This is a genomic window from Streptomyces sp. NPDC058812 (assembly GCF_042744565.1).
Classification (GTDB): domain Bacteria; phylum Actinomycetota; class Actinomycetes; order Streptomycetales; family Streptomycetaceae; genus Streptomyces; species Streptomyces thinghirensis.
The window spans coordinates 1-25819 of record NZ_JBHYOB010000025.1; the positions used below are offsets into that span (position 1 = coordinate 1).

Genomic DNA, 25819 nt, shown 5'->3' on the forward strand with positions numbered 1-25819 from the left:
AGGTCCGCGACGATCCGGTTGGCCTCCTCGGCGTCGGCGGCCCAGTGCACGGTCCCGCCGGCCGCCGTGACCGCCTCCTCCACCCGCACCAGGTATCGGTCGAGATGGCGCAGCGTGTGGTCCTTGATCCGCTTCCCGGCCTCGCGCAGCGCCGCCCAGTCGTCCAGCTCTGCGACCGCCGCCGCCCGCTTGTCCCGGATGGTGTGCGTCGCGTGCCGCAGATTCCTCCGCAGCGTCGGATCGTGCACGGCCGCACGTGCGGCTTCGGGAAAGGCCGGCATCCCCAGATAGGTCCCGCTCATACGGTCGCCGCCTCCTCCGTGCCCGCCAGGATCTCCGCGATGTGCACCGGCCGCATGCCCGTCCGCAGCCGCGTCATGGTCCCGCCGATGTGCATCAGGCACGAGTTGTCGGCCGCGCACAGCACCTCGGCGCCCGTCGACTCGGCGTTGCGCACCTTGTCCGCGCCCATCGCGGCCGACACGTCCGCGTTCTTCACGGCGAAGGTGCCGCCGAAGCCGCAGCACTCCTCGGCGCCGGGCAGCTCGACCAGCTCCAGCCCCTTCACCGCCTCCAGCAGCCGCCGGGGCCGGTCGCCGAGGCCCAGGCTCCGCAGCCCGTGGCAGGTCGGGTGGTACGTCACCGTGTGCGGGTAGTACGCCCCCACGTCCGTGACCCCCAGCACGTCCACCAGGAACTCCGTCAGCTCGTACGTCTTCGGCACCACCGGCGCCAGAGCTGCCGCGAGCGTGTCCCCGCGCCCCTCCGCCCGCGCCCGCTCACCCATCCGCGGATACAGCTCCCGCACCATCGCCGCGCACGAACCCGACGGCGTCACGATCGCCTCGTAGTCCTCGAAGACGTCCGAGAAGTGCCGGGCCGGCGGCTCCGCCTCGTGCCGGTACCCGGTGTTGTAGTGCGCCTGCCCGCAGCAGGTCTGGGCCATCGGGAAGTCGACCTCGACGCCCAGTCTGGTCAGCAGCTTCACCACGGCACGGCCGGTGTCCGGATACAACGTGTCGTTGACGCAGGTCAGGAACAGGGCGACACGCATCGCGGCTCCTTGTGATCGGCCGGCTCGAACATCGTGATCATCGGATGAAACGCAGGGTAGTCGGCATACCGGAGCCGGGGGAGGCCCCCCGTCGGCGCGACCCACTACGTCGACCGCTTCCGGCCGCCCGCCTGACGGGGACCTTCGCGGGGCGGCGCGGGTAATGTGTGAAGGTCTTCCGGCCGCCACGTCCCGGTGCGTTGCCCAGCCCGACCCTGGAGGTCCCTGCCCGATGGCCCATTCGGTGGGTATCAAGGACGTCGCCCGCGCCGCCGGAGTATCCGTGGGCACGGTCTCCAACGTCATCAACCGCCCCGACACCGTCGCGGCCGAGACCCGCGCGCGCGTACTCGCCGAGATCGACCGGCTCGGCTACGTCCGCAGCGAGTCCGCGCGCCAGCTGCGCGCGGGCCGCAGCCGCATCATGGGGCTGCTCGTGCTGGACATGGGCAATCCCTTCTTCGTCGACGTCGCGCGCGGCGCCGAGCGGGCCGCGCGCGACGCCGGGCTCGGCGTGATGGTCTGCAACAGCGCTCAGAACCCGGGGGAGGAGGCCGAGTACCTCTCGCTCTTCGCCGAGCAGCGGGTCCGCGGTGTACTGCTGACCCCGGCCGACGCCACCGGCCGCAACATCGAGGGCTTCCGGCGGCACAACATCCCCTTCGTGCTGGTCGACCGTGTCGCCGAGGGCACCACCGAGTGCTCCGTCTCCGTCGACGACGTCGCGGGCGGCGCCCTGGCGGTACGTCACCTCGTGGACGCCGGACACCGCTCCATCGCCTACGTCAGCGGCCCGCCCGGCCTCAACCAGGTGCGCGACCGCCGCACCGGCGCCCTGCGCGTGCTCGCCGAGGCCGGACTCGGTCCCGACGCGCTGCGCGAACTGCCCACCGAGCGGCTCGACGTCGCCGCGGGCCGGGACGCAGGCGCCCGCCTCCTCGGCCTCTCCGACCGGCCGACCGCCGTCTTCTGCGCCAACGACCTGCTGGCCCTCGGAGTCCTCCAGGCCGTGTACGCCGCCGGGGTCGGCGTCCCCGACGACCTCGCGATCGTCGGCTACGACGACATCGAGTTCGCCGCCGCCGCGGCCGTCCCGCTCACCTCCGTGCGCCAGCCGGCCGTCACCATGGGCGCCATGGCCGCCGAGCTGCTCCTGGAGGAGACGGAGTCGCAGGGCGCGGACCGGGCCCACACGCACCGGCGGGTCGTGCTCCAGCCCGAACTGGTCGTGCGGCGGTCCAGCCTCGCCGCCCGCTGACCCGTCGTTCAGCACGAATATCGCCTCCCGGGGGTCTCAGGCCGCAGAACCATGTGCTGAACTGGGACACGGTCGAAAGATCCGTCCGTATGGTCCGTCCATCCGTTCCGGGAGCCCCGTTGAGCGTCAGCTACCGTCAGCCCGGCGTCGTCCTCACCGACCGCCGTTTCACCGTGCCCCTCGACCACGCGAACCCCTCCGGGGAGACGATCGAGCTGTACGCGCGCGAGGCCGTCGCGAGCGACCGGACGGGCCAGAACCTGCCGTGGCTGGTCTATCTCCAGGGCGGTCCCGGCTTCGGGGCGAACCGTTTCATCGGCCGTCCCGCCTGGCTCGGTCGCGCCCTGAAGGACTACCGGGTGCTGCTCCTGGACCAGCGCGGCACCGGTGCCTCCACGCCCGCCAACCGCCAGACGCTCCCGCTGCGCGGCGGCCCCGCCGAGCAGGCCGACTACCTCACCCACTTCCGCGCCGACGCCATCGTCCGCGACTGCGAGGCCATCCGCCCCCAGGTCACCGGCGGCGCCCCCTGGACCGTCCTCGGCCAGAGCTTCGGCGGTTTCTGCACCGTCGCCTACCTGTCGCTGGCCCCCGAGGGGCTGAGCACCGCCCTGGTCACCGGCGGCCTGCCCTCCCTGGACGCCCACGCCGACGACGTCTACCGGGCCGCCTACCCCCGCATCGAGCGCAAGGTCGTCGCGCACTACGCCCGCTACCCGCAGGACATCGAGCGCGCCCGCCGCATCGCCGACCACCTGCTCACCCACGACGTGGTCCTGCCGAACGGCTACCGGTTCACCGTGGAGGCCTTCCAGTCCCTCGGCATCCTCCTCGGCGGCGGCGAGGGCAGCCACCGCCTGCACTTCCTCCTGGAGGACGCCTTCGTCCGCACTCCGCGCGGACACGAGCTGTCCGACGCCTTCCAGGAGCAGGTGCAGGGCCTGCTGTCGTACGCCGGCCACCCGCTCTACGCCCTGGTCCACGAGGCCATCTACGGCCAGGACGCGCGCCCTACCGACTGGTCGGCCGAGCGGGTCCGCGCCGAGTTCCCGCGCTTCGACGCCGCCAAGGCTCTCGCAGGCGACGAACCGCTGCTGTTCACCGGCGAGTCGGTCCACCCCTGGTTGTTCGACTGCGACCCGGCTCTGCGCCCGCTGCGCGAGACCGCCGAACTCCTCGCCGCCCGCACCGACTGGACGCCCCTGTACGACCCGGCCCGCCTCGCCGCCAACGAGGTGCCCACCGCCGCTGCGGTCTACCACGACGACATGTACGTCGACACCGGCCACGCGCTGACCACCGCACGTGCGATCCGCGGCCTGCGCACCTGGGTCACCGACGAATTCGAGCACGACGGCGTACGGGCCGGCGGCCCCCGCGTCCTGGACCGGCTGCTCGCGCTCGCCCGCGACGAGGCCTGAACGGCGACGCGTTCGAATTCCGGGTGGGATGTCGGCGGCACGGGTTAGTGTGCGGGCATGACGGAGCCGACGATCACGCAACTGGAGCCCATGCCCGGCGACTGGCGGCGCGCCCTGGCCGTCGTCGCCCACCCGGACGACCTGGAGTACGGCTGCTCGGCGGCGATCGCGGCCTGGACCGACGAGGGCCGCGAGGTCGCCTACGTCCTCGCGACCCGCGGCGAGGCGGGCATCGACACCATGGCGCCCGCCGAGTGCGGCCCCTTGCGGGAGCGGGAGCAGCGGGCGAGCGCGGCCGTCGTCGGGGTGAGCGAGGTGGAGTTCCTCGACCACCGGGACGGTGTCGTCGAGTACGGCACCGCCCTGCGCCGCGACATCGCCGCCGCGATCCGCCGGTACCGCCCGGAGTTGGTCATCACCATGAACCACCGGGACACCTGGGGCGGCGTCGCCTGGAACACCCCGGACCACGTCGCCGTCGGCCGTGCCACGCTCGACGCGGCGGGCGACGCCGGCAACCGGTGGATCTTCCCGGAGCTGACGGAGCAGGGCCTCGAACCCTGGAACGGCGTGCGCTGGGTCGCCGTCGCGGGTTCCTCCTCGCCCACGCACGCCGTGGACGCCACGCCCGGGCTGGAGCGCGCGGTGCGTTCCCTGCTCGAACACCGCACGTACATCGAGGCGCTGACCGACGAGGACCCGGAGACGTACGTGCGCGGGTTCCTCGTCGGGTTCGCCGAGGCGGCGGGTGAGCGGTTCGGCGGGAAGCCGGCGGTGACCTTCGAAGTCTTCGGACGGTAGCGGCATGGCGGGGGAGCGGGGGGAGCACCACGTGCAGGGGGAACAGAGCGCGCGGGAGCAGCGGACCGTGCGGGGGCAGCAGCGTCTGGCGGAGCGGTTCGAGGAGCACCGGGGGCAGCTGAAGGCCGTGGCCTACCGCATGCTCGGTTCACTGACCGAGGCGGAGGACGCGGTGCAGGAGACGTGGCTGCGCCTCGACCGCACCGGCGCGGACGGCATCGACAACCTCGGCGCCTGGCTGACCACGGTGACCGGCCGGGTCTGCCTGGACCTGCTGCGCTCACGCACCGCGCGCCGCGAGGAACCGATGACCGAAGGCTTCGACACCTTCGTCCCGGATCCCGTGCTGAGGGCGCTGCCGCAGGGCGATCCGGAGCAGGAGGCCCTGCACACCGACTCGGTGGGCCTGGCCCTGCTGGTCGTACTGGAGACCCTGGAGCCCGCCGAGCGGCTGGCGTTCGTGCTGCACGACATGTTCTCCGTGCCCTTCGACGACATCGCGACGATCGTGGAGCGCAGTCCGGCCGCCACCCGGCAGTTGGCCAGCAGGGCGCGGCGCCGGGCCAGGGAGGCCACGCCCGCTGCCGACCCGGATCTCGGCCGGCAGCGCCGGGCCGTCGAGGCGTTCCTGGCCGCCAGCCGCGCCGGCGACTTCGAGGCCCTGGTGTCCGTCCTCCACCCGGACGTGGTGCTGCGGGCCGACGCCGGCGCGCTCGCCTCGGGAGTGGCGGCGTCGAAGGTGGTGCGGGGGGCGCGGACGGTCGCCACCGGGGCGTTCCACTTCCGCCATCTCGCCGGTCTCGCACGTCTCGTCCTGGTCAACGGCGCGGTCGGCACCGTCGCCGTGTCGCAGGGGCGTCCGCGGTCGGTCACCTATGTCACCGTCGTCGACGGGCTCATCACCGGCCTCTACATCCTGTCCGACCCCGAGCGGCTGGCCCGACTGGACCTGTCCGCCCTGGAGGCCTGACCGGCGCCGCCCACCGGGACCGGGGCCGTCGGCGCGGTGGCGCGACGGCGGCCCGTATCCTCGACGGCATGCGAGAAAACACGACTGACCAGGCGGAACTGCGCGGCGACTGCGAGCGCTGCTTCGGCCTGTGCTGCGTGGCCCTGCCCTTCTCCCGCTCGGCGGACTTCGCCATCGACAAGGATGCCGGAAAGCCCTGCCCGAACCTTCAGGGCGACCACCGCTGCGGTATCCACGCGCGGCTGCGGCAGAGCGGCTTCACCGGCTGCACGGTCTACGACTGCTTCGGCGCCGGACAGAAGGTCTCGCAGATCACCTTCGGGGGTCAGGACTGGCGCACCGGCCCGCCGGAGCGGACCCGCCGCGTCTTCGACGTGTTCCCGGTCGTCCGCCAGCTGCACGAACTGCTCTGGTACCTGACCGAGGCCCTGACCCTGCCCGCGGCCCGCCCGGTCCACGCCGACCTGCGCCGCGCCCTGACCGACACCGAGCGCCTCACCGGCGGGACTCCCGACGAGCTGGCCGCCCTCGACGTCGCCGAGCACCGGCAGCGGGTCAACGCGCTGCTGCTGCGCACCAGCGAACTCGTGCGGGCCGGTACCCGCGGCAAGAAGAAGAACCGCCGCAACGCCGACCTCATGGGCGCCCGCCTCAAGGGCGCCGATCTCAGCGGGGCCGATCTGCGCGGGGCCTACCTCATCGCCGCCGACCTCACCGGCGCGGATCTGCGGGGCGCGGACCTGATCGGGGCCGACCTGCGCGACGCCGACCTCACGGACGCGGACCTGACGGGCGCCTTCTTCCTCACCCAGCCGCAGCTCACCGCGGCCCGGGGCAGCTCCGGCACCAGACTGCCGGGGTCAGTCACCCATCCCGTGCACTGGACAGCGGGGCTCTGAGGCGGCGTCCTCGGCGTCGGACGCGGGGTCCGGCGTCGCGCCGGGCCGGCCGGCCGCGGTCCGCCGGTCCAGCCGCAGCCGCAGCCCTTCCGGCATCAGCGTCAGCCGCTCGGTCACCCGGAGCCGGTAGTCCGGGTCGGGCCGCAGCTCGTAGCGGCGCAGCAGCAGCCCCAGGACCAGCGTCGCCTCGTGCAGCGCGAACTGCCGCCCGATGCACGCCCGCGCCCCGGTTCCGAACGGCTTGAAGGTGTGCGGGGCACGCGCCCGTACGGCCTTGGCGTCGAAGCGGTCCGGATCGAACCGCTCGGCGTCCGGTCCCCAGACCTCCGGGTCGCGGTGCAGCATCCCCGCGAGCACCAGCGCCCAGGCACCGCGCCGCATCGGATACGTCCCGTCCAGCACCGTGTCCCGGCGGGCCTCCCGCGCGAAGGCGGGCGCGGTCGGCCACAGCCGCAGCGACTCGTCCAGCACCCGGCGCAGGTAGCGCAGTTTGGCCACCTGCTCGTAGCCGGGCGCCTCCGTGTCGCCCCATACCCGGTCCACCTCGGCACGGGCCCGGGCCGCGACGTCGGGGTGCTGGGCGAGGTAGTGCAGGGCGAAGGAGAGCGCGCCCGAGGTGGTTTCGTGCCCGGCCACCAGGAAGGTGATGACCTGGCGGCGGACGTTCTCCGGCGACAGCCGCTCACCGGTTTCGGGATGGGCCGTCTCCAGCATCCGGTCGAGCAGGTCGCCGTCGCCGTCGCCGCCGGCGGCCCTGCGGGCGCGGACCAGGTCGTCGACCGTGCGGTTGAGGTAGGCGATGTCGGCGGCGTTGCGGCGGCTCGCGCCGCGCAGCAGCCACGGGGCCAGCGGGGCGGGCACGGTGTTGAGGCGCTGTGCGTAGGTGAGTGTGCCCACCATCGCGGTCACGAAGGGATGGAGCCGGGCACGCTCGAAGGACCCGAAGTCGTGCCCGAATCCGGTGCGCGCGATCGTCTCCAGCGTCAGCTTGGTCATGTCGCCGGGCACGTCCACCGCCCGCCCCGCCGCCTGAGCCCGGTCCCAGTGGTCCGTGAGCCGTCCCGCCACGTCCAGCATCATCACGTGGTAGCCCGCCATGGCCTCGCGGCTGAACCCGGGCGCGAGGACGTCGTGCGCGAGCTGCCAGTTGGACTCGTGGTTGTACGCCGTGAACAGTCCGTCCCCGGCGACCGGCCGCAGGTTGGCCACGCCGAGTCCCACATGCTTGGCGAACCGCTCCTCGTCGGCGAGGTCGGCGGTGAGCGAGGCGCCCCACACGAACACGAACTCCTTGCCGAAGGCCCGCCGCCGGAATATCGGCCCCAGTTGCCGGGCGTAGCGCAGCGAGTCCTGCATCGGAGTGCGCCTGCCGGCACCCACCACATCTCCCAGCAGGGGGAGCCGGTACGGCGGATGCGGGAGGCGATGCAGTTCGGGCCAGCCCAGCTCGGCGCTGCGGAACCCCTTCGGCAGTCCGTCCGGTGCCGTTCCGTTCGTCGTCTCCGCCATGACGCGATCTCCCTTGACGCAGCGGCGTGTTGCACGTGCCGAGGCAAGCCTGTTGTACATGGATTCAATAACGCGGCTCAGTCTCGTCCCGTTGTTGAACCGACGTCAAGTAAGGTGCGGACATGGCCGCGAACCAGGGCGAGCGCACGCGCCGCCGGCTCAGCACCGGCGAGCGACGGGAGCAGTTGCTGTCGGTGGGTGCGCGGCTGTTCTCGGACAGCCCCTACGACGACGTGTGGATCGAGCAGGTCGCCGAGATCGCCGGCGTCTCCCGGGGACTGCTGTACCACTACTTCCCGACCAAACGGGACTTCTTCGCGGCGGTCGTCGAGCGCGAGAGCCGGCGCATGCTGCGGATGACGGCGGCCGTGCCCGGCGTTCCGGTCCGGGAGCAGCTCACCGCCGGACTCGACGCGTACCTGGAGTACGTCCGGGCCCACGCGCACGGCTACCGCGCCTTCCACCGTGCCGACGCGACCGGGGACCAGGCGGTGCGCCGGGTCTATCGGCAGGCCCTCGCGGCACAGGAGCGGCAGATCCTCGAAGCCCTGTCCGCGGACCCCGAGTTCGGTCCGGCCTTCGAGGCGCGGACCGACGTACGGCTGGCGGTGCGCGGCTGGCTGGCGTTCACCACCGCGGTCTGCCTGGAGTGGCTGCGGGACCCGGAGCCGGCCCGGGAGCAGGTGCGCGACCTGTGCGCACGGGCTCTGCTGGGTGCCATCGCGCCGTGAGCGCCCCCGTTGCACTTCGAAACGCGCGCTCAAGTCGCTGAAATGCGCCCTCTCGTGCACTGAAAAGTTCCGCAAAGAACACGCGTCCTGGTTGGCGCGCACTCCGATCTCCTATAAGTTAGGTGAGCCTTACCTAATGAACCAATGATCTTTGCTCAATGACTCAATGAACTGACGAAGGAGGTCGGGGATGGGTGATAGCCACACCTGGACGGCCGCGCCCGCCGCGGCGGAGCAGGCCCGTTCCGTACTCGCCGCCGCCTGGTCCTGCGCGGTGACCGCGGAGGGCGGCCGCGAGGAGTTCGTCGGCGCGCACTCCGTGGCCCACGACGGCCGGGTGCTGCTGCACGTGCCCGAGGACAGCGCCCTGCTCGCGGCGGCGATCTGCGCGCCCCGCGGCGAGCCGTCCGCCGTGCTGGAGTTCGCCGACGTGGCGCCCGTCCCGGTGCGGGGCCGGATCAGGGCCCGGCTCTGGCTCGCGGGCTGGTTCGCCCTGGAGGACGGCCACTTGGCGTTCACGCCCACCCGCGTGGTGCTGCGGCAGCCGTCCGGCGCCGTGGTCGTCGGCCTCGACGAGTTCACCGCCGCCGGGCCCGACCCGCTGGCCCTGGCGGAGGCCCGGCTGCTGACCCATCTCGCCGACTGCCACGGTGACGCCGTGGAGCGGCTGACCCGGCTCGTCGACGCCGACAGCCTGCACGGCGCGGTCCGGGTGCGGCCGCTCGCCGTCGACCGGCACGGACTGACGCTGCGCATCGAGCGCGCCCGCTCCCACGGCGACGTACGCCTGCCCTTCCACGCGCCCGCCGACGACATCGCGCAGCTCACCGAGCGGATGCACGTGCTGCTGGCGCAGGCGAGCGCCGCCTCCTGCCCCCGGGCCCTGCAGCGGCAGCGCACCGACGGCGACGGGTGAGGGGAACGGCCTCGCTGGCGGCCCCGTGACTACCAGTCCCCGTCCTCCACCGGCGCGCCCGGTGTGTCCTTGAGCGGTAGGACCTGCTGCTGTGCGGGCGACTGCCACGGCTCGTGGTCGTCTCCGATCCAGTCCCCGACCGGCTTGACGTCCTGGAGCGGATCGGTCGGCGCGAGGTCGTGGGCGTCCTGGTCGTAGTAGTCGTACCAGGGCAGGCCGGCCCGCGTGTACGCGGCCCGGTCCACGGGGGACGGCGGCGGCACCTCGCCGGTGACGCGCCGCCACTCCGGCGGCGTCACCAGATGGACGAAGACCCGGCCCGCGGGCCGCTCCGCCCAGTCCGTCAGCGGACGTTCGTCGCGGTACACCTCCTGCCGCATGGACCCACCGACACCGAGCCCCATGGCCGGCGCGGACCGGGCCGCGCCCGCGTGGGCCGGGGCCGCGCCCGGAGCGGCCGCGGCGGACATCGGCATCGCGGCCCCGTAGGCTCCGCCCGACCGGGCCGCCCCGCGTGCCAGTTCGGTCCGGCGCCGCTCCTCCTCACGCCAGCGGGCCAGCTCGGCGTCACCCAGTGGGAAGGCCTGCAACTGGACACCGCCCCAGACCTCATCGCCGGTGACCTGGCCCTCGACGGTCGCCCCCATGCCGAGCGGCACCGCCACGAACTGGCGGACCGTGCCCGTCCCGGAGTTGATGCCGTCCAGCCAGGGCTGACGGGGGAGCACCACGTAGTTCTGCGGGTCGCGGGCGAGCCGGTCGCTCCAGGGCTTGCCCGAGACCGCGCACACCTTGCCCACCCCGACCTGGAGCGCGGCGGGCTCCGTCGTGCCGGCGAAACTCAGCCACATGGCCTCGCGCAGGTACACCGGCAGCATCACGCCTCCGCGCGCCCGCCACGCCTCGGGCACGGTGTCGGCGTAGTCGGCGACCCGGCGGACCGGGAACTCGCCGAGCCCCGGCGGCAGCGGGTGGGTGCCCGTCTCGGGCAGTCGCAGGGTGCGGACGAAGCGGACCGCCGCACCGCCCGGCAGCAGTAGCCTGTTCCCGTCGATCCGCACGCTGGTGTCGGTCATCCGTACGCCCCCTCTTCCGAGTCCCAACTGTTCCTCGTCCTCTTCCTCAAGGAGAACGACGCGCGGCAGCGCTGCGGTTCCGCTTCCGGAGCCGCGCCCGCGCCCGGTCCCGCAGACGGGTCAGCCGCGGCATGCGTTCGCGCAGCTCGCGCGTGTGGTGGTCCAGCTCCTCCAGGAGCCGACGAGAGCGGTGCTCGGTGTCCATCTCGTCGATGATGCGATTGACCTCGGTCAGTACCGCACCCTGCAACTGCCAATGCAGGGGACTGCGCTGCACCTCCGTCAGGAGCAGCTGGGACAGCTTGTCCCGGGTGACCGCGGCCTGCCGCAGCTCGGCGGTCAGGCGCTCCTCCGCGGACTCGGCGTCCTCGCTCGCGCTGGTGGTCACCAGCACCGCGAAGCTGACCACCGCGTCGGCGATCTCGGACAGCAGTTGCTGGATGGTGGCGCCCGTCTCCGGCGGGAACAGGGGATCCGGTTCACGTTCCTTCGCGAGGTCGGTGAAGGTGCGCGCGAGAACCCGCATCACCACCGTGCAGATCTCCAGGGTGTCCAGACCGGTACGCAGCACCACCCGGTGGAGCAGACCCTCGCGCACACGGGGATTGAACCGCAGGCTGTCCTCGGCCTGGCGGAGGTCCTCGTCCACCTCGCCGATGTCGTGGTCGAGCCGGCGGGCCTCGTGCAGCCGGGCCGCCGCCGCGTGGAACGGAGTGCTGTCGGCGGCCTCCTCACCCATACGCAGCATCAACTGCCGCACCCGCCGGGCCAGCCCCTCGATGGACTCGCCGGCCTGCTCCACCCACACCGGAGGGGCGAGGATCAGGTTGAAGGACAGCCCGACGATCGCCCCGATCAGTGTCTCCACCACCCGCGCCCACGCCAGGCTCCCGTGCGAGGTCACGCCGAGCACCAGCATCGCGCTGATCGCCACCTCGGCGGTGAACTCGTGCGCCCGCACCAGGTGCCCCACGCCCAGCGCCGCCACGATCAGCAGGGCCAGACTCCACCAGCTCAGCCCGACCAGCTGGCTGAAGGCGATGGCGACCAGGACACCGGCCACCACGGCGTTCACACGGCGGAAGCTCATCTTGAGCGTGGCGTACAGGGTGACCTGGACGACCAGCAGCGCGGTCAGGGGCGCGGTGAGCGGTGCCGCCGACTTGTCGGGGGTCAGCCGCACCGCGATGACATAGGCGATCGAGGCCGCGGCGGCCGATCGCAGCGCCTGCACGACCATGGGGTCCCTGAGCCACTTCACCCGCCGCAGAGCCGCCGCCGCACTCTTACGTACATCCCGCATCCTCGGGCTGTTCCCTTCCCCAGGCGCCTCGAACGTATCCGGACAGGACGGTAACCGGACAAAGGGGGCGGAAGCGGTTCTCACGCGCCGTACGTCGGCGGGCATCCGTGAACGTCAGGCGGACACCTTGGCGAGGAAGGCCGACAGGTTGCCCAGGGTCCGGGCGACCTGCTCCTCCAGGGTGAGACTCTCCTCGAAGCGGGTGCCGCTCTCCGGCGCCTTCCTGCCCCGCAGATACAGGGAACAGGCGAGGTCGGTGCACATGTACAGGCCGACCGAATTGCCCTCGCGGCCGGCCGGACCCGCCTTGCGCGCGGTCATCAGCGACACCCCGCCCCGTGGGTGGGTGGTCAGGCACAGCCCGCACATGCTGCGCTGGAAGAAGCCGCGCCGAGCCTGCTGGAACCGCAGGGCGACGCCGGTGAGGCGCTCGCCGTGGTCGGTGACCAGATAGCCGCGGTCCGGAGCCCCGGGGTCCCGCCAGCCCAGGAAGTCGAGATCGTCCCAGGGGTGCTCGCCGAGATCGCGAGGGATGGCCAGGCGCTTGGCCTCGCCCTTCGAGCAGTTGATGAAGGAGTTGCGGATGTCCTGTTCGGTGAGTGCTCTCATGGAGGAACTCCGATCGCGTATCGACGGCCGGTTGCGAAACCTAGGAGGTCTAGGTTTTCGCCTAGCGTAGATAGCCGTGGAGGGGTGACGCCAGTGAATTTCGCGAGCGCGAGTTCATAGCGTGAATTAAGGAGAGAGGGAAATCGCGTGCCGTAGTCCCGGAGGGGTATGTTGCAGACCGGGCAAGGTACGGGAGGAGCCACATGACGGGGCGGAACGGGCGCACGGTGCGCGACCTCAGAAGGGCCAACCGTACGGCCGTGCTGCAACGGCTCTACTTCGACGGACCGCTCAGCCGCTTCGAACTGGGCCCCGCGACCGGGCTCAGCTCCGGCTCCGTCAGCAACGTCGTCGCCGACCTGCTCGCCGACGGCCTGGTGGAGGAGGCCGGCAGCGTCGACTCCGACGGCGGCAGGCCCCGCACCCTGCTGCGCGTGGCCCCCGGCAGCGGCCACATGATCGGCGTGGACGTCGGCGAGACCCGGGTCCGCGTCGAGCTGTTCGACCTGACACTCACCGAACTGGCCCGCGCCGAACGCCCGCTGACCCAGCAGCGGTACGACGTCGAGGTGATCGTGGGCCACATCCGCGACGGGATCGCCGAGGTGCTGGCCGCGGCCGGCCTCGCACCCGAGCGGCTGCTCGGCGCCGGAATCGGCGTCCCCGGCATCGTCGAGCAGACCCCGGACCGGGGAGCCGTCGTGCACGGCCAGACCATCGGCTGGGACGCGGTCCCGCTGGAGGCCCTGCTCCGCGCCGGTTCCCCGCTGCCCGACACCGTCCCCTACCTCATCGACAACGGTGCCAGGACCCTCGGCCAGGCAGAGATGTGGTTCGGCGCCGGACGCGGCGCCCGCAACGCGGTCGTGGTCCTCTTCGGCTCCGGCGTCGGCGCCAGCCTCGTCACCCCCGAGGCCGAGCACGGCCGGGCGGTCGAATGGGGGCACCTGACGGTCCGGGTCCGAGGCCGCCGCTGCCGCTGCGGCGCGCTCGGCTGCCTGGAGGCGTACGCGGGCGCCGAGTCCCTGCTGGCCCGCTGGCGGGAGGAGGGCGGCCGGGTGCCCGAGGGCACCGACGAGGAGAGCGCCCTGACCACGATGCTCGCCGCCGCCTACCCGGCCGACGGCGAGGCGGCCGACCCGGTCGCGCTCGCCGTCCTGGAGGAGACCGCCGAGTACCTGGGCGCCGGTCTGTCCGACCTGATCAACCTCTTCCAACCCGAGCGCATTCTCATCGGCGGCTGGGCCGGGCTCCAGCTCGGCACCCGCTTCCTGCCCGCCGTACGCCGCCACGCGGTGTCGTACGCGCTGCGCCATCCCGCCGAGAAGGTGACGGTCGACCTGGGGCGGCTCGGCCCGGACGCGGTCACCGTCGGCGCCGCGATCCTGCCGCTGGCCGCCTTCTTCTCGCGTGGCGGCCGGCGCCCCGACCCGGTGCCCGAGTACCCGGCCCCCGCCTGGCGCACGGCGCTCGAGGAGCGGGCGCCGCACTGAGGTTTCGCCGGTCGTCGCGGAGGTACCCGATGCCGCTCGGACGACCCGCAGGACCGCAGCGAGAAGGAGTGCGCCGTGACCGACCACCGCCTCGAAGGACCGGGCGAGAACGGTGCCGCCCCCGTCCCGCGGGACATGCCCGACCAGCAGGCCGGCACCGGCGACGACCCGTGGGAGGCCGCCGCGCCCACGCGCGAGCAGCGCGAGCAGGGCCAGCGTCCCGAGGGCGACGAGGACGCCCGGACCGACGACACCGGCGACACGGGCGACACGGGCGACACCCGCGACGACACGGCGGAACCGGCTGCCGGGTCCGCCACCGACGTTCCCGACACGGACGAGGCGGGGACCGGCCGGCAGGGCGATCCGCAATCGGGCGCCGTACACCCCGAACACCCGGCGCCCGACGAGTCCTCGGGCTGACCGGGTCCGACCGGGTGCTGCGGCCCATCGGCGGCGACGCGAGACGCGACGGTGCGGGCCCGGGCCCGCACCGTCCTCGCGCTCAGCCGACCTTGCGTCCCCGCAGCGGCTCCGTGGCGGCGCCCGCGCCCTGCTGGAAGCCCTCCAGGAACTCCTCCAGCACCTCTGTGGACGTGCGCTCCGGACGCCAGCCCAGCTCCGCGCGCGCCCGCGTGCAGTCCATGAGCGGCAGCCGCAGCACCGCGTCGAAGAGGTGCGGAGAGGCGGGCAGCAGGTGCAGCCCCCACGCGGCGGCGATCGCCGAGCGGGCCGCGGTGCGGGGCAGCCGCACCGGACGGACACCGAACATCTCGCCCAGCAGCTCGGCGTCGACCGGCGGTTCGGCCGCGAGATTGTAGGGGCCCCGGGCATCCTCGGAGCGCACCGCCAGCCGGTACGCGTTGGCAGCGTCGTCCGTATGCAACGCCTGCACCCTCAGGCCGGGAATGTCCGGCAGGAAGGGGAGGAGTTCCGGACGCGCCAGCGGCCCCGGCAGGAACTTGCCGCCGAAGATCCGGCGCTGCTCGCTCGCCGACTCCCGCTTGAAGAGGAAGGCCGGCCGCATCCGTACCGTCCGGATCCCCGGGTGGTCGCGCTCGAAGGTGTCCAGGGCGCGCTCCAGGTAGGCCTTCTCCCGGCAGTACGCGGCGTCCGGCCAGCCGTGCGTCGGCCAGGACTCGTCGACCGCGTGGTCCTTCGGCCCCGGCGAGTAGGCGCCGACCGACGAGGCGTGCACCAGTGCCGGCACCCCGGCGGCGGCCACCGCCTCGAAGACCCGGATGGAGCCGAGCACATTCGTGCGCCAGGTCGTCGCCGGGTCGTGCGTCGGCTGGAACGCCCAGGCCAGATGCACCACCGCGTCGGCGCCGGCGAGGTGTCCGGTCAGGTCGGCCCGCTCCGAGGCCAGGTCGACCGCGGCCCACTCCGTCTTCGGGGGCGACCAGTCGGGAATCCGCCGGGCCAGCCCCAGCACGGAGCCGACCTCCGGATCCTCCGACAGGAGCCGCACCACGCTGGTGCCCACGTTGCCGGTGGCACCCGTGACCACGATCCTGCTGCCCGTTGCGCTGCTCACCTTGCGCTCCTCTCCGCCGCCTGCCCGTAGGGAGGTCACCGGGTACCCGCCTGGTCGCCGAGGCACGCAAGAAGTAGCCCCGATCGCGACGGGGGAATCACGATCGGGGCGGTACGAGGTGGATACGGACGGCGGTCGCCTCTCGGCGAAAGGCTCCACAGGGCTTCAGCCGAACGATCGTCCCTGTGGGCAATAGGTGAGGCCCGGGGACACTGTCCCGTCCGTACCCACGCCCTCTTCAACGGGGGAGGGGCTGCCGGTGTTCCACCGTCTGTAGCGTTTTGGGGTGATGTGCGTCACCGCTTCTGGGGCTCGGGCACGATCTCGGCCCACAGGTTCTCGGCCTGCAGCAGCAGCGTCCCCAGGACCGCGATCCGAGCGGCCTCCCGCCCGGCCTCCTCCCGCAACCCCTCCTGCAGCCGCCGGTGCAGTTCCTCCATCGTCGTCTCCGTCGCTTCCTCCGGCCGGGCATCGACGGTCTCGCCCAGCAGACGGGTGGCCTCGGCATGGCAGGAGTCGCCGATCAGTTCCAGCAACCGCGCGTACAGGTCCAGCACCGGCCCCTCGGGCGGGGTGGGCGTCCGGCGCTCGTCGGCCGCCACCGCCAGCGCCCGGGTCAGCGCCGTGATGTTCCCGGTGACGCGACTCCACCGCTGGTCCTCGTCCTCGGGCGGGACGGCGGTGGGCGCGCGGTGCAGCCTGCGCAGCAGGCGGGAGGTGAGGCGCAGACTCTCCCTGCTCCAGGACCGGGCCGACTCCAGGGCCTCCAGGCGCCGCTGCAGCCGCGCCGCGTCACTCGGCCAGGCGGCCGCCGTCTGCGCGTCCCACTCCGTCTTCCGCAGATCGTCGGCCACGGAGTGCAGGACGTCACCTGCCTCCCGGGCCAGCGCGGCGAGGTTCTCGCGCACGTCCCGCAGATGGATCGGCGGCAGTACGAAGGCGTTGACCGTGACACCGATGACCGCGCCGAGCGCCGCCTGCCCCACCCGGTGCCCGACCGCGGGAGCCGAGATCGCCGTGCCGGAGGCAAGGACGAAGATCGCGGTGGTGGCCGTGTAGATGCCCTGACCGCCGAAACGGGACCAGTTCGCGATCAGCATCAGCACCGGCAGGGAGAGCACCAGCGCCCCCGTGTTGTCCTCCGTGAGGGCCTGCGCCCCCGACGCCGCCAGCGCTCCGACGCAGATCGCCGTGAACTGCTGCCCGGCCTGCCGCACGGAGCTGTAGACGGTGGCCTGTACGAGGACGAGGGCGACCCAGGGAGCCATCAGTGCCATCGGATCGTCCAGCCAGACGCCTGCCACGGCCCAGGCGATCAGCGCGGCGCCCGCGGCCTTCAGCGACTGCACGACCAGGTCGCGTTCCCGTCCGGGGCCCTGCCATGCGGCCCGCACGGACCGCCCTACGGCGCACGCCTCCCACCACACCGCGGCCAGGGGCCGCCGTCCCCGGAGTATCTCCCGGGCAGTACTGATCACAGCGGTCATACGGCGCCGGGTACCCGCGCGACCGGCCGACGCGCCCGGAAGTGAGGCACGGCACGGTGGCTCATGCGAACGGGCTCTCCTTCAGCGACGCCAGCAGGTCGGCCGGGTCGGCGTAGACCGCGTCCGCGCCCGCCTCCGCCAGGTCGGCGCGGGGCAGACCGCCGCACAGCACCGCCACGCAGCGCACCCCGGCCCGGCTGCCCGCGCGCATGTCCCACACGGTGTCGCCGACGAAGACCGCCCGCTCGGCCGGCACCCCGGCCAGTTCCAGGGCGTGCTCCACCGGCTCGGGCGCCGGCTTGCCCGCGTCGACGTCGTCGGCGCTCGCGGTGGCGGCGATCGCGTCGTCCGCGTCGATCGCCCGCCGCAGCGCGCCCAGCTCCGGGCCGCCCGCCGAGGTGGCGAGGACGACCTTCCAGCCGTCGCCGGCCAGACGGCGCAGCAGTTCCCCGGCGTCCGGCAGCGCCGGCAGGCGGTCGAAGTACTGCCCGTACAGCGCCTTGTGGGCGGCGCTCAGCCGCGCATCCTGGTCCGTGTCCCGGTCCTCGCCCAGCAGGTGCCCGATGAGGTCGGTGGAGGCGAGGCCCACCGCACGGTGGATGGCGTGCATCGGCACCTGGTGGCCGGCCTGCCGGAACGCCTCCCACCAGGTCGTCACATGCAGGTGATTGGTGTCGACGAGGGTTCCGTCGACGTCGAACACGGCCGCCCGTTCCATGCACTGGTCCCTTCCTGGTCCGATCCTGGTCCGCGTGTGACCCGGCGGGTACCACGTCAGCGGCCTGCCACTCCGGACGGCGTACGGCCCTCACGCGTCCAGGCCAGCAGTTCGTCCAGGGACCACGTGGTGACGACGCGCTCCGCGGGCACCCCGGACTCCTCCGCCCGAGCGCACCCGTGGATCTGCCAGTCCAGCTGGCCGGGCGCGTGCGCGTCGGTGTCGATGGAGAACAGCACTCCCGCCTCCACCGCCAGGCGCAGCAGCCGGCGCGGCGGATCGAGCCGCTCCGGCCGGCTGTTGATCTCCACGGCGGTGCCGGACTCCGCGCAGGCGGCGAACACCTCGTCCGCGTCGAACTCCGACTCCGGCCGCCCCCGCCCGGTCAGCAGCCGCCCGGTGCAGTGGCCCAGGATGTCCGCGTGCGGATCACGTACGGCGGTGACCATGCGGCGGGTCATGGCGCGGGAGTCCATCCGCAGCTTGGAGTGCACGGACACCACGACGACGTCGAGCCGCTCCAGCAGCTCCGGTTCCTGGTCCAGCGAACCGTCGTCGAGAATGTCGCACTCGATGCCGGTCAGCAGCCGGAAGGGCGCCCAGGTCTCGTTGAGCCCGGCCACCACGTCCAGCTGCTCGCGCAGCCGCTCGGGGGACAGGCCGCGCGCCACCGTCAGCCGGGGCGAGTGGTCGGTCAGCGCCGCCCAGTCGTGCCCGAGTGCCGCGGCGGCCCGGCCCATCTCCTCGATCGGGCTGCCGCCGTCGGACCAGTCGGAGTGCAGGTGGCAGTCGCCGCGCAGCCGCTCCCGCAGCCGCTCACCGCCCCGGGCGAGCGGGGTCTCCGCCTCGCCCTCCAGCTTCTCCAGGTAGCCGGGCACCTGCCCGGACAGTGCCTCGCGCGCGACCTGGGCCGTCTTGGGGCCGACGCCCTTCAGCGACTCCAGCGACCCGGCCCGCTCGCGCAGCTCGCCGGCGGGCAGCTCACCGAGCACCCGGGCCGCGGTGCGGAAGGCGCGGACACGGTACGTCGGCGCCTGGGACCGCTCCAGAAGGAACGCGATCCGCTCCAACGCCTCGACGGGCTCCATCGCCACCTCCTCCTGCGGCCTGCTCCGGCACGTCCAGGGTTCCCCAGCGCCCCCGTACCCGCACCACGGGCCGAGCGGTTCGTGCTTACGCACCCGGGTACCGCGGGGCCCCGCGCACCGCTCCGTGCCGCGCGGCCGAGGAGCCGCAGAGCCGAGGAGCCGAGGAGCGCCGAAGAGGAGCTGCGCGGCCAAGGGCGGCCTCGGCCTGCTCACCCGGACGCCTCGTACGTCACCGGTGCGCCCTGGAGCGTCGACGGCGGCCTGCTCCGGATGGGCCCGATGGCGGATCCCATCTGACGGGCGACGACTGGCGGCGCCCCTGATGAGGGGACCGCGCCGCGGGACGAAGCCGCCGCGGGACGAAGCCGCGGCGGGACGAAGCCGCGGCGGGGGCCGTCGTGTGGCCCGCCGCGGGCTCCTCCGCCCGGCCGCTACCGCGGGTTGCGGCCTACCCTCTAGGCATGACCGAAATCGAGAGCCCGCACATCGGCAGTCCGCGGATCCTCGTGCTCCAGGTGCAGCCGGGCACGCCGCCGTTCCGGATCGTGGAGATCGACGGCCAGGTGGTCGGTGAGGCCAAGGCGGTCACCGATGTACTGCTGGCCGCCGCGGCCTTCGGCATCACGGTCCACGACCTGGACGACCCGGACGTGGTCCGCTGGGTGGGCGGGGACAAGTTCACCTGGACGCCGCACTAGCCCCGCCCGGGTGCCTCAGCCGACCGTCCACTTCTGGTTGGCGCCGCCCGTGCAGGTCCAGATCTGCAGGCGGGTGCCGTTGGCCGAGCTGTTGCCGGTGGCGTCGAGGCACTTGTCGGCCTGCGGGTTGACGATGTCGCGCGCCGCGGTGACGACCCACCGCTGGGCGGCGCTGCCGTTGCAGTCCCACAGCTGGACGACCGTGCCGTCCCCCGTGCCGCCCCCGTTGACGTCCAGGCATTTGCCGAGCGCCCGGATCGTGCCGTCGGAGCCCACCGTCCACCGCTGGGCCGCGGTGCCGTTGCAGTCGTAGAGCTGTACGGGGGTGCCGTTGGCCGAGTTCGCCGCGGCGACGTCCACGCACTTGCCGCCGAGGCCCGTGATCGCGCCGCCGGTCGACGAGTCGCTCGTCGTCACCGAGACATGGTCCACCACCAGTGACTGCGGGAAGACGGTGGAGCCGTCCGGGTCGCCGGGCCAGTAGCCGCCGACCGCCAGGTTGAGGATCAGGAAGTACGGCTTGTTGAACACCCACTGCTTCCCGCCCAGGTCGGCCGGGGTGCGCCGCTGGTAGACGTTGCCGTCCACCGACCAGGTGATCGAGTCGGGCGCCCAGTCGACGGCGAAGGTGTGGAAGCCGTCCGCGAAGGCCTGGCCGCCCGGCAGGGTGTAGCCGGCGCCGATGCCGCCCGCGCCGGAGTAGCCGGGGCCGTGGATGGTGCCGTGCACGGTGGAGGGCTCGAAGCCGACGTTCTCCATGATGTCGATCTCGCCGGAGTCCGGCCAGTCGACCGGGGTGCCGAGCATCCAGAACGCCGGCCACATGCCCTGCCCGCGCGGCACCTTCATCCGCGCCTCCACGTGCCCGTACTGCGCGGTGAACTTCCCGGAGGTGTTGAGCCGGGCGGAGGTGTACTGGCAGGTGCCGTACCAGCACTGGTAGTTGGCCGGGTTCTCCTTGCGGGCCGTGATGACCAGGTTGCCCCGGCCGTCCAGGGCGGCGTTGCGGTTGCCGGAGGTGTAGTACTGCCGTTCGTGGTTGTTGACGTTGTCGCCGGTCTCGATCTGCCACTTCGAGGAGTCGACGGCCGCACCGGCCGGTCCGTCGAAGGTGTCGGAGAACGTCACGGCGGCGGCCGAGGCGTCGGCGGCCCTGACGGTTCCGGATTCCGCCCGGGCGGGGCCGGTCACCAGGGAAGCGGCCAGCCCGGCGGACAGGGCGGCGGCGAGGAGACATCTGCGGAGCAGGCGTGGACGGACCACGGCTCTCCCTTCCGTACGGCGGCCCGGGGACGGGGGCGCCGACCGAGGTGGGGGGTAAGGGTGTCGCCTCTTGATTCAAGTAGTGAATTAAGAGGTGGTCAATACCTTGGTACGGACCACCTGTGCTTCTCTCAGGTACGGCGCCGGCGCGCGTGCACCGCACGGCTCATCCGCCGGCCGAGGAGCAGGTAACCGACCAGCGCCCCCGAGGTGTTGAGGATGACGTCGTCGATGTCGAAGGCCCGCCCCGTGACCAGGGCGCCCTGCGCGAACTCCACCAGCAGCATCACGACGGCCGTCAGCAGCAGCACCCGCAGCAGCCCGCGCGTGCGCGGGGCGACGACCGGGACCAGCACGCCGAACGGGACGCCCAGCAGGATGTTGCCGCCGATCTGCTTGACGGCGTCCCGCAGCGCGGGCTGGTCCAGATAGGCCTTCAGTGAGCGGCCGGGACGCATGTTGGTGTGCGTCAGCGCCTCCGACGCGGGGGAGGGGTGCAGGGTCAGCCGCGCCAGCACCACCGCGAACGCCACCATGAAGGCGAACGCGCAGACCATCGCCAGAACGCGCAGCGGGAGGGCGAGCGGACGCCGTTCGCGCCGGTCGGCGTCCTCGGCCTTGGTGGCGCGGGGGTGCAGTAGGGAGCGCGGCCTTGATGAGGCGGCACGAGCCATTCGGTCCTCCAGTCGTCAACGTCCCCGCGTGGTAGGGCGGTTACCCGCCGGACCGCCGAGGATGCCGGGCAGGAACCGGAGCCGGACCTGCCCCCGTGACGGGCCGTTCAGGGCCCGTAGACCACGCGCACCTCCTCGAAGCCGAGGGAGTGCAGCAGGCCCCGGAGCATCGCCGTGGTGTTGCTCTCGGCACGCGCCTTCAGCTCACTGTCCTTCGCCGCGTCGCCGATGTGCCGGGCCGCGAGCCTCTGCACGGCCTGCTCGCCGTTCGGGTTGTCCGAGAACAGGTCGCCGAGGCGGTCGAGGAGCCCGCGCTGCTTGGACACGGCGTAGGAGCGCTCGGGGTCGAGGGCCGGCTCGCCGAGCGCCGCGTGCGGCAGCCGGAGAGTGGCCGACGTGCGGTCGCCGTTGACCTGCACGTCGTCCTCGTCCACCTTGCCGAGGTCGACGAAGGCGTCGACGGTGCCCGCCCCGACGTACAGGGTGCGGGTGCCGCGGATCGCGTCGGGCAGGAGCTTGGCGTCCTTCTCCAGGTCCACGACGACCTGGAAGTTGCCGGAGGCGGCCTCGTAACGGCTGATGTCCTGGACGGACTTCAGCAGCGCGGGGCCCGAGCGGTCCTGGGTCTCGGTGCCGAAGAGGTCCTTCAGTCCCGGTACGACGCTCAGCCGGAGCCCCGCGAACAGCACGACGAGCACCAGCACGACCGCGCTCAGCACCTTCGCCCAGCCGGGCATGCGCCGGGGGAGCTTCCTGATGGGAGTCGTCATGGCGACGGCCCTCCTTCCTACTGTCCTGATGCCCTCCATCTCTCATGCCAGGCGGAGTAGTTGGCGGACGGTGACGGGGGCGGAGGTGCGGAGGGGCGCGTACGGCGGCACCGGGCGGTGATTCCGTGCGGCGGTTCAGCGCGGCGGTTCAGTGCGACGGCTTGAGCGGACGGTCCTCCGACGGGCGGGACGACCACACGGCCTCCCCGCGCGTGAGACCCGGCAGCCGCAGCTCCGCCTCCCGCACCCGCCGGGCCGGCAGTTCCCCGGTGATCAGCCAGGCGGGGTCGCCGCCCGTCGTACCGGTGAAATCCGCGCCCAGCGAGGCGAGCCGGGCCGTCACCGGCGCCAGCGCGTCCGGCGGAACCTCCGCCTCGAATGCGTGGTACGGCTCGTACAGCAGCGTCCCCGCCTGCCGCAGGGCCCGGCGCAGCACGATCGGCGTCAACCCGCGGAAGTCCGCCGCGGTGCTGACCGGCGAGCTGAAACCGGAGCGGGTCAGCGTGACCCGGTAGTCCGTGACCGCGGCGCCGGTCAGACCGGTCAGCAGCGTGGCGTGGACCGTCTCCTCGACGGCCTGGTGGAAGGCGCGGGGGAGCGCGCCGAGCTCCGTCTCGTAGCCGAACACCCCGCCCGAGCCGCGCGGCCCCGGCTCGACGCGCAGCCCGACCGTCGCCCAGTACCGGGTGCGGTCGAGCCACGGCATCTCTTCCGCGGCCTCGCCGGTGCCCGCCGGGCGCTCCAGGAACCGGACCCGGCCCGGCGCGAACTCCGCCTCGATGCCGAAGTCCTCGGCCAGCGTCGCCGCGAGCACCTCCATCTGGACCTCGCCGTACAGGAGCAGGGTGGTGGCGCCGGAATCCGCCGGACAGGCGTGCAGCAGCGGGTCCTGGTCGGCCAGCGCCAGCAGGGCGGAGCGCAGCGGCGCCGCCTGCTCGGTGCGCCGGGCCCGGACCACGGTCTGCAGGGTCGGCGGCGCGAACTGCGGGGCGCGGTCGGTCAGCCCGCCGAGCCGGTCGCCGACGCGCAGGCCGCCGGGAACGGTGAGCGCGGCGATGTTCCCGGCGGTGAGTGTTCCGGCCCCACCGACCACGTCCAGACGCGTCACCCGGCCGGGGACCTCGGTGGTCCGCCCGTCGGACTCGCGCCGCAGGAACGTCAGCCGCCGGCGCGGGCGCACCTCACCGTCGTACAGGCGCAGATACGCCGTGCGCTCGCCGCCGGGTCCCGGGCGCACGGCGAAGACCGTGCCGCTCGGCGCCGCGGGGCCGGCCGTGGCGGGTGCGGCGGCCGGGACCAGCCCGACCAGGCCTTCGACCAGCTCCGCGACGCCCTGGCCGCCGAGCGCTGAGCCGTGGTACAGCGGGTGGAACGAGCCGTCGGCGGTGCGGGCGGCGAGTGCGGCGGCGAGGTCCCCGGCGGTCGGCTCGGGGCCGTCCACCAGCGCCGCCAGGATGTCCGGGTCGACCTCGGCGAGCGCCTCGGCGGTCTTCTCGTCCGGCGTGCGGCGCGTGACCCGGGCGCCCGCGGTGCCGGCGTCCGCCACCCGCGTCAGCGGCGCGACGTGCGGCGTCAGCAGGCGCCGGATGTCGGTGAGCAGGTCCTCGGTGCGCGCCCCGGCCCGGTCGACCTTGTTGACGAAGACGAGGGTGGGCAGCCGCAGCCGCCGCAGGGTACGCATCAGCACGCGGGTCCGCGCCTGTACGCCCTCCACGGCGGACAGCAGCAGCACCGCGCCGTCCAGGACCTCCAGGGCACGCTCGACCTCGGCGACGAAGTCGGAGTGTCCCGGGGTGTCGATCAGGTTGACCTGGGTGTCGCCGACGGTGAACGCGGCGACCGCGGAGCGGATGGTGATGCCGCGGCGCCGCTCGATGCCGCCGTCGTCCGTACGGGTGTCGCCGGCGTCGACGCTCCCCAGCCGGTCGATGGCGCCGTGGTCGAACAGGAGCCGTTCGGTGAGGCTGGTCTTACCGGCGTCGACGTGGGCCAGGATGCCGATGTTCAGGGTGTTCCGGGTGTCCGGGACGTGCATGTGGGGTCGAGTCCTCGATAACCGTGGGCCGGAAGGGGCGCTGGGTGACGTCGAGGAGTCGGCGCATGCGGGGGATCCTGACCTGAGAGAACACGGACGGCGTCATCATGGCGCCACCCCCCGGGCCCGCCGCAACCGGATATCCGTAAGCTGAGGTCCCCCGGCCGGTCAGGATCATGCTAGGAGCGGTCAGTGCGAGACATCGCCGTGTTCAGCGGTAGTGCCCATCCCGAGCTGGCCGAGGAGGTCTGCGCACACCTGGGCGTCCCCCTCAGCCCCACCCGGGTCAGCCGGTTCGCCAACGACTGCCTGGAGGTGCAGCTCCAGGCCAACTGCCGCGAGCGGGACGTCTTCCTGGTCCAGCCGCTGGTCAAGCCGGTCCAGGAACATCTCGTCGAACTGCTGCTGATGTGCGACGCGGCCCGCGGGGCGTCGGCCGGCCGTATCACCGTCGTCATGCCGCACTACTCCTACGCCCGCTCCGACAAGAAGGACGCGCCCCGCATCTCGCTGGGCGGGCGTCTGGCGGCGGACCTGCTGGTGGCGGCGGGCGCGAGCCGGGTCCTCGCCATGACCCTGCACTCGCCGCAGGTGCACGGGTTCTTCTCGGTCCCGGTCGACCACCTGCACGCGCTGCGCGAACTGGCCGCGCACTTCCGCCAGTACGACCTGTCCCGCACCACGGTCGTCTCACCGGACCTGGGCAACGCCAAGGAGGCCGCGGCCTTCGCCCGGATGCTCGGCGCCCAGGTAGCGGCCGGTGCCAAGCAGCGGTACGCCGACGACCGGGTCAGTATCAGCGCCGTGATCGGGGACGTCGCCGGGCGGGACGTCATCGTGCTCGACGACGAGATCGCCAAGGGCAGCACCGTGCTGGAACTCCTCGACCGGCTGCGGGAGGCGGGGCCGCGTACGATCCGGATCGCCTGTACGCACGGGCTGTTCGCGGCCGGCGCGCTGGGGCGGCTCAGCGAACAGCCGGACGTGCTGGAGATCGTGTGCACCAACACCGTGCCGGTGCCGACCGGCGACCACACGGAGAAGCTGCGGATCCTCTCCATCGCCCCCGCGCTCGCGGAGGCCGTGCGCCGCATCCACAACGGCGAGTCGGTCAGCGCCCTGTTCGACGCGCCGCCGGCCGGCTGACGCCGAGCACCTCCTCCAGGGTCGGCCGCGGCGGCATCAGCCGTGCCAGGCCGGTGATCCGCAGCATGCGCAGGGTCAGCGGGTGGGCGCACACCAGGTGCACCTGCCCGCCCCGGTCGAGCACCTGGCGGCGGGCCCGGTACAGCAGCCGCAGCCCGGAGCAGTCGAAGAACTCGATCCCGCTCAGGTCGAGCACGACCAGGGCGTCGGGGCGCTCCGTCTCCCGGTCCAGACGCGGGGCGATCTCCGCGGCCGACGCGATGTCGATCTCGCCCCGGAACTCCAGCACCGTGTGTCCCCGGTCGCGGCGCACGTGCAGATGCCGGGTGGGCGACGGGGGTTGCTGCCGCACGACGACCTTGC

25 protein-coding genes and 1 pseudogene are annotated in these 25819 nt (G+C 73.0%); 11 read left to right on the forward strand and 15 right to left on the reverse strand.

Features of this window, described 5'->3' with window-relative positions; translation table 11 throughout:
• Together ACFW48_RS34370 and ACFW48_RS34375 are read right to left on the reverse strand one after the other, a co-directional pair.
• A pseudogene (locus tag ACFW48_RS34370) lies at positions 1 to 302 on the reverse strand ((4Fe-4S)-binding protein); the annotation flags it as partial.
• Positions 299 to 1054 (reverse strand): (Fe-S)-binding protein, encoded by a 756-nt coding sequence (locus tag ACFW48_RS34375; protein ID WP_386321925.1) that lies wholly within the window; start codon positions 1052 to 1054, stop codon positions 299 to 301. The pseudogene ACFW48_RS34370 and the gene ACFW48_RS34375, both read right to left, overlap by 4 nt.
• A 232-nt stretch (positions 1055 to 1286) precedes the next feature.
• On the opposite strand from ACFW48_RS34375, the gene ACFW48_RS34380 reads away from it, so the two are divergent.
• The 5 genes from ACFW48_RS34380 (at position 1287) to ACFW48_RS34400 (ending at position 6403) form a co-directional block, all read left to right on the forward strand.
• Complete coding sequence (locus tag ACFW48_RS34380; RefSeq protein WP_386321927.1) at positions 1287 to 2312, forward strand: LacI family DNA-binding transcriptional regulator; 1026 nt, start codon at positions 1287 to 1289, stop codon at positions 2310 to 2312.
• Positions 2313 to 2431: 119 nt separating this feature from the next.
• The gene (locus ACFW48_RS34385; protein ID WP_386321929.1) at positions 2432 to 3733 is read left to right on the forward strand and encodes an alpha/beta fold hydrolase; all 1302 of its coding nucleotides are present in this window, start codon (positions 2432 to 2434) and stop codon (positions 3731 to 3733) included.
• A 57-nt stretch (positions 3734 to 3790) separates the two neighbouring features.
• Positions 3791 to 4534 (forward strand): PIG-L deacetylase family protein, encoded by a 744-nt coding sequence (locus ACFW48_RS34390; RefSeq protein WP_386321931.1) that lies wholly within the window; start codon positions 3791 to 3793, stop codon positions 4532 to 4534.
• Positions 4535 to 4538: 4 nt separating this feature from the next.
• A complete protein-coding gene (locus ACFW48_RS34395; protein ID WP_386321932.1) occupies positions 4539 to 5504 on the forward strand; it encodes a sigma-70 family RNA polymerase sigma factor in 966 nt (321 codons plus the stop codon).
• A gap of 68 nt (positions 5505 to 5572) precedes the next feature.
• Positions 5573 to 6403, forward strand: coding sequence for a pentapeptide repeat-containing protein (locus ACFW48_RS34400; RefSeq protein ID WP_386321934.1), 831 nt, complete (start codon positions 5573 to 5575; stop codon positions 6401 to 6403).
• Here the strand turns inward: ACFW48_RS34400 and ACFW48_RS34405 are convergent.
• The gene (locus ACFW48_RS34405) at positions 6365 to 7912 is read right to left on the reverse strand and encodes a cytochrome P450 (RefSeq protein WP_386321936.1); all 1548 of its coding nucleotides are present in this window, start codon (positions 7910 to 7912) and stop codon (positions 6365 to 6367) included. The two genes, ACFW48_RS34400 and ACFW48_RS34405, sit on opposite strands and share 39 nt — an antisense overlap.
• 122 nt (positions 7913 to 8034) lie before the next feature.
• Here ACFW48_RS34405 and ACFW48_RS34410 point away from each other — a divergent pair, with 122 nt between their 5' ends.
• Complete coding sequence (locus tag ACFW48_RS34410; RefSeq protein WP_386321938.1) at positions 8035 to 8643, forward strand: TetR/AcrR family transcriptional regulator; 609 nt, start codon at positions 8035 to 8037, stop codon at positions 8641 to 8643.
• Positions 8644 to 8833: 190 nt separating this feature from the next.
• Complete coding sequence (locus tag ACFW48_RS34415) at positions 8834 to 9559, forward strand: DUF2470 domain-containing protein (RefSeq protein ID WP_386321940.1); 726 nt, start codon at positions 8834 to 8836, stop codon at positions 9557 to 9559.
• A gap of 29 nt (positions 9560 to 9588) precedes the next feature.
• Here the strand turns inward: ACFW48_RS34415 and ACFW48_RS34420 are convergent, their stop codons facing one another.
• The 3 genes from ACFW48_RS34420 to ACFW48_RS34430 form a co-directional block, all read right to left on the reverse strand.
• Positions 9589 to 10635, reverse strand: coding sequence for a hypothetical protein (locus tag ACFW48_RS34420; protein ID WP_386321942.1), 1047 nt, complete (start codon positions 10633 to 10635; stop codon positions 9589 to 9591).
• Positions 10636 to 10681: 46 nt separating this feature from the next.
• Entirely contained in the window at positions 10682 to 11938 is a 1257-nt protein-coding gene (locus ACFW48_RS34425; protein WP_386321944.1) for an aromatic acid exporter family protein, read from the reverse strand.
• Positions 11939 to 12052: 114 nt separating this feature from the next.
• Complete coding sequence (locus tag ACFW48_RS34430; protein ID WP_386321946.1) at positions 12053 to 12547, reverse strand: FBP domain-containing protein; 495 nt, start codon at positions 12545 to 12547, stop codon at positions 12053 to 12055.
• A 203-nt stretch (positions 12548 to 12750) separates the two neighbouring features.
• On the opposite strand from ACFW48_RS34430, the gene ACFW48_RS34435 reads away from it, so the two are divergent.
• Positions 12751 to 14040, forward strand: a complete 1290-nt coding sequence (locus ACFW48_RS34435; RefSeq protein WP_386321948.1) for an ROK family protein — start codon at positions 12751 to 12753, stop codon at positions 14038 to 14040.
• A gap of 75 nt (positions 14041 to 14115) precedes the next feature.
• On the forward strand, positions 14116 to 14463 hold the full coding sequence (locus ACFW48_RS34440) for a hypothetical protein (RefSeq protein WP_386321950.1): 348 nt from the start codon (positions 14116 to 14118) through the stop codon (positions 14461 to 14463).
• Between the two features lie 82 nt (positions 14464 to 14545).
• Here the strand turns inward: ACFW48_RS34440 and ACFW48_RS34445 are convergent, their stop codons facing one another.
• From ACFW48_RS34445 to ACFW48_RS34460, 4 genes are all read right to left on the reverse strand, one after another.
• Entirely contained in the window at positions 14546 to 15577 is a 1032-nt protein-coding gene (locus tag ACFW48_RS34445) for an SDR family oxidoreductase (RefSeq protein ID WP_386321952.1), read from the reverse strand.
• 296 nt (positions 15578 to 15873) lie between these two features.
• On the reverse strand, positions 15874 to 17064 hold the full coding sequence (locus tag ACFW48_RS34450) for an aromatic acid exporter family protein (protein WP_386321954.1): 1191 nt from the start codon (positions 17062 to 17064) through the stop codon (positions 15874 to 15876).
• A gap of 61 nt (positions 17065 to 17125) precedes the next feature.
• The gene (locus ACFW48_RS34455) at positions 17126 to 17782 is read right to left on the reverse strand and encodes an HAD family hydrolase (protein WP_386321956.1); all 657 of its coding nucleotides are present in this window, start codon (positions 17780 to 17782) and stop codon (positions 17126 to 17128) included.
• 56 nt (positions 17783 to 17838) lie between these two features.
• Positions 17839 to 18870 (reverse strand): PHP domain-containing protein, encoded by a 1032-nt coding sequence (locus ACFW48_RS34460; protein ID WP_386321958.1) that lies wholly within the window; start codon positions 18868 to 18870, stop codon positions 17839 to 17841.
• A gap of 461 nt (positions 18871 to 19331) precedes the next feature.
• Here ACFW48_RS34460 and ACFW48_RS34465 point away from each other — a divergent pair, with 461 nt between their 5' ends.
• Complete coding sequence (locus ACFW48_RS34465; protein ID WP_386321960.1) at positions 19332 to 19568, forward strand: hypothetical protein; 237 nt, start codon at positions 19332 to 19334, stop codon at positions 19566 to 19568.
• Positions 19569 to 19583: 15 nt separating this feature from the next.
• On the opposite strand, the gene ACFW48_RS34470 is transcribed toward ACFW48_RS34465, so the two are convergent.
• The 4 genes from ACFW48_RS34470 to otr(A) all read right to left on the reverse strand — a co-directional run bounded on the left by ACFW48_RS34470 (position 19584) and on the right by otr(A) (position 24310).
• Positions 19584 to 20831, reverse strand: coding sequence for a ricin-type beta-trefoil lectin domain protein (locus tag ACFW48_RS34470; protein ID WP_386321962.1), 1248 nt, complete (start codon positions 20829 to 20831; stop codon positions 19584 to 19586).
• A gap of 131 nt (positions 20832 to 20962) precedes the next feature.
• Positions 20963 to 21505, reverse strand: coding sequence for a VanZ family protein (locus tag ACFW48_RS34475; RefSeq protein ID WP_386321964.1), 543 nt, complete (start codon positions 21503 to 21505; stop codon positions 20963 to 20965).
• A 107-nt stretch (positions 21506 to 21612) separates the two neighbouring features.
• Complete coding sequence (locus tag ACFW48_RS34480) at positions 21613 to 22275, reverse strand: DUF4230 domain-containing protein (RefSeq protein WP_386321966.1); 663 nt, start codon at positions 22273 to 22275, stop codon at positions 21613 to 21615.
• A 148-nt stretch (positions 22276 to 22423) separates the two neighbouring features.
• Positions 22424 to 24310, reverse strand: a complete 1887-nt coding sequence (gene otr(A), locus ACFW48_RS34485) for a tetracycline resistance ribosomal protection protein Otr(A) (protein ID WP_386321967.1) — start codon at positions 24308 to 24310, stop codon at positions 22424 to 22426.
• 192 nt (positions 24311 to 24502) lie between these two features.
• Here otr(A) and ACFW48_RS34490 point away from each other — a divergent pair, with 192 nt between their 5' ends.
• Entirely contained in the window at positions 24503 to 25456 is a 954-nt protein-coding gene (locus ACFW48_RS34490; protein WP_386321969.1) for a ribose-phosphate diphosphokinase, read from the forward strand.
• Here the strand turns inward: ACFW48_RS34490 and ACFW48_RS34495 are convergent.
• Positions 25422 to 25808, reverse strand: a complete 387-nt coding sequence (locus tag ACFW48_RS34495; protein ID WP_386321971.1) for an anti-sigma factor antagonist — start codon at positions 25806 to 25808, stop codon at positions 25422 to 25424. The genes ACFW48_RS34490 and ACFW48_RS34495 overlap by 35 nt on opposite strands.
• Positions 25809 to 25819: the final 11 nt, after the last annotated feature.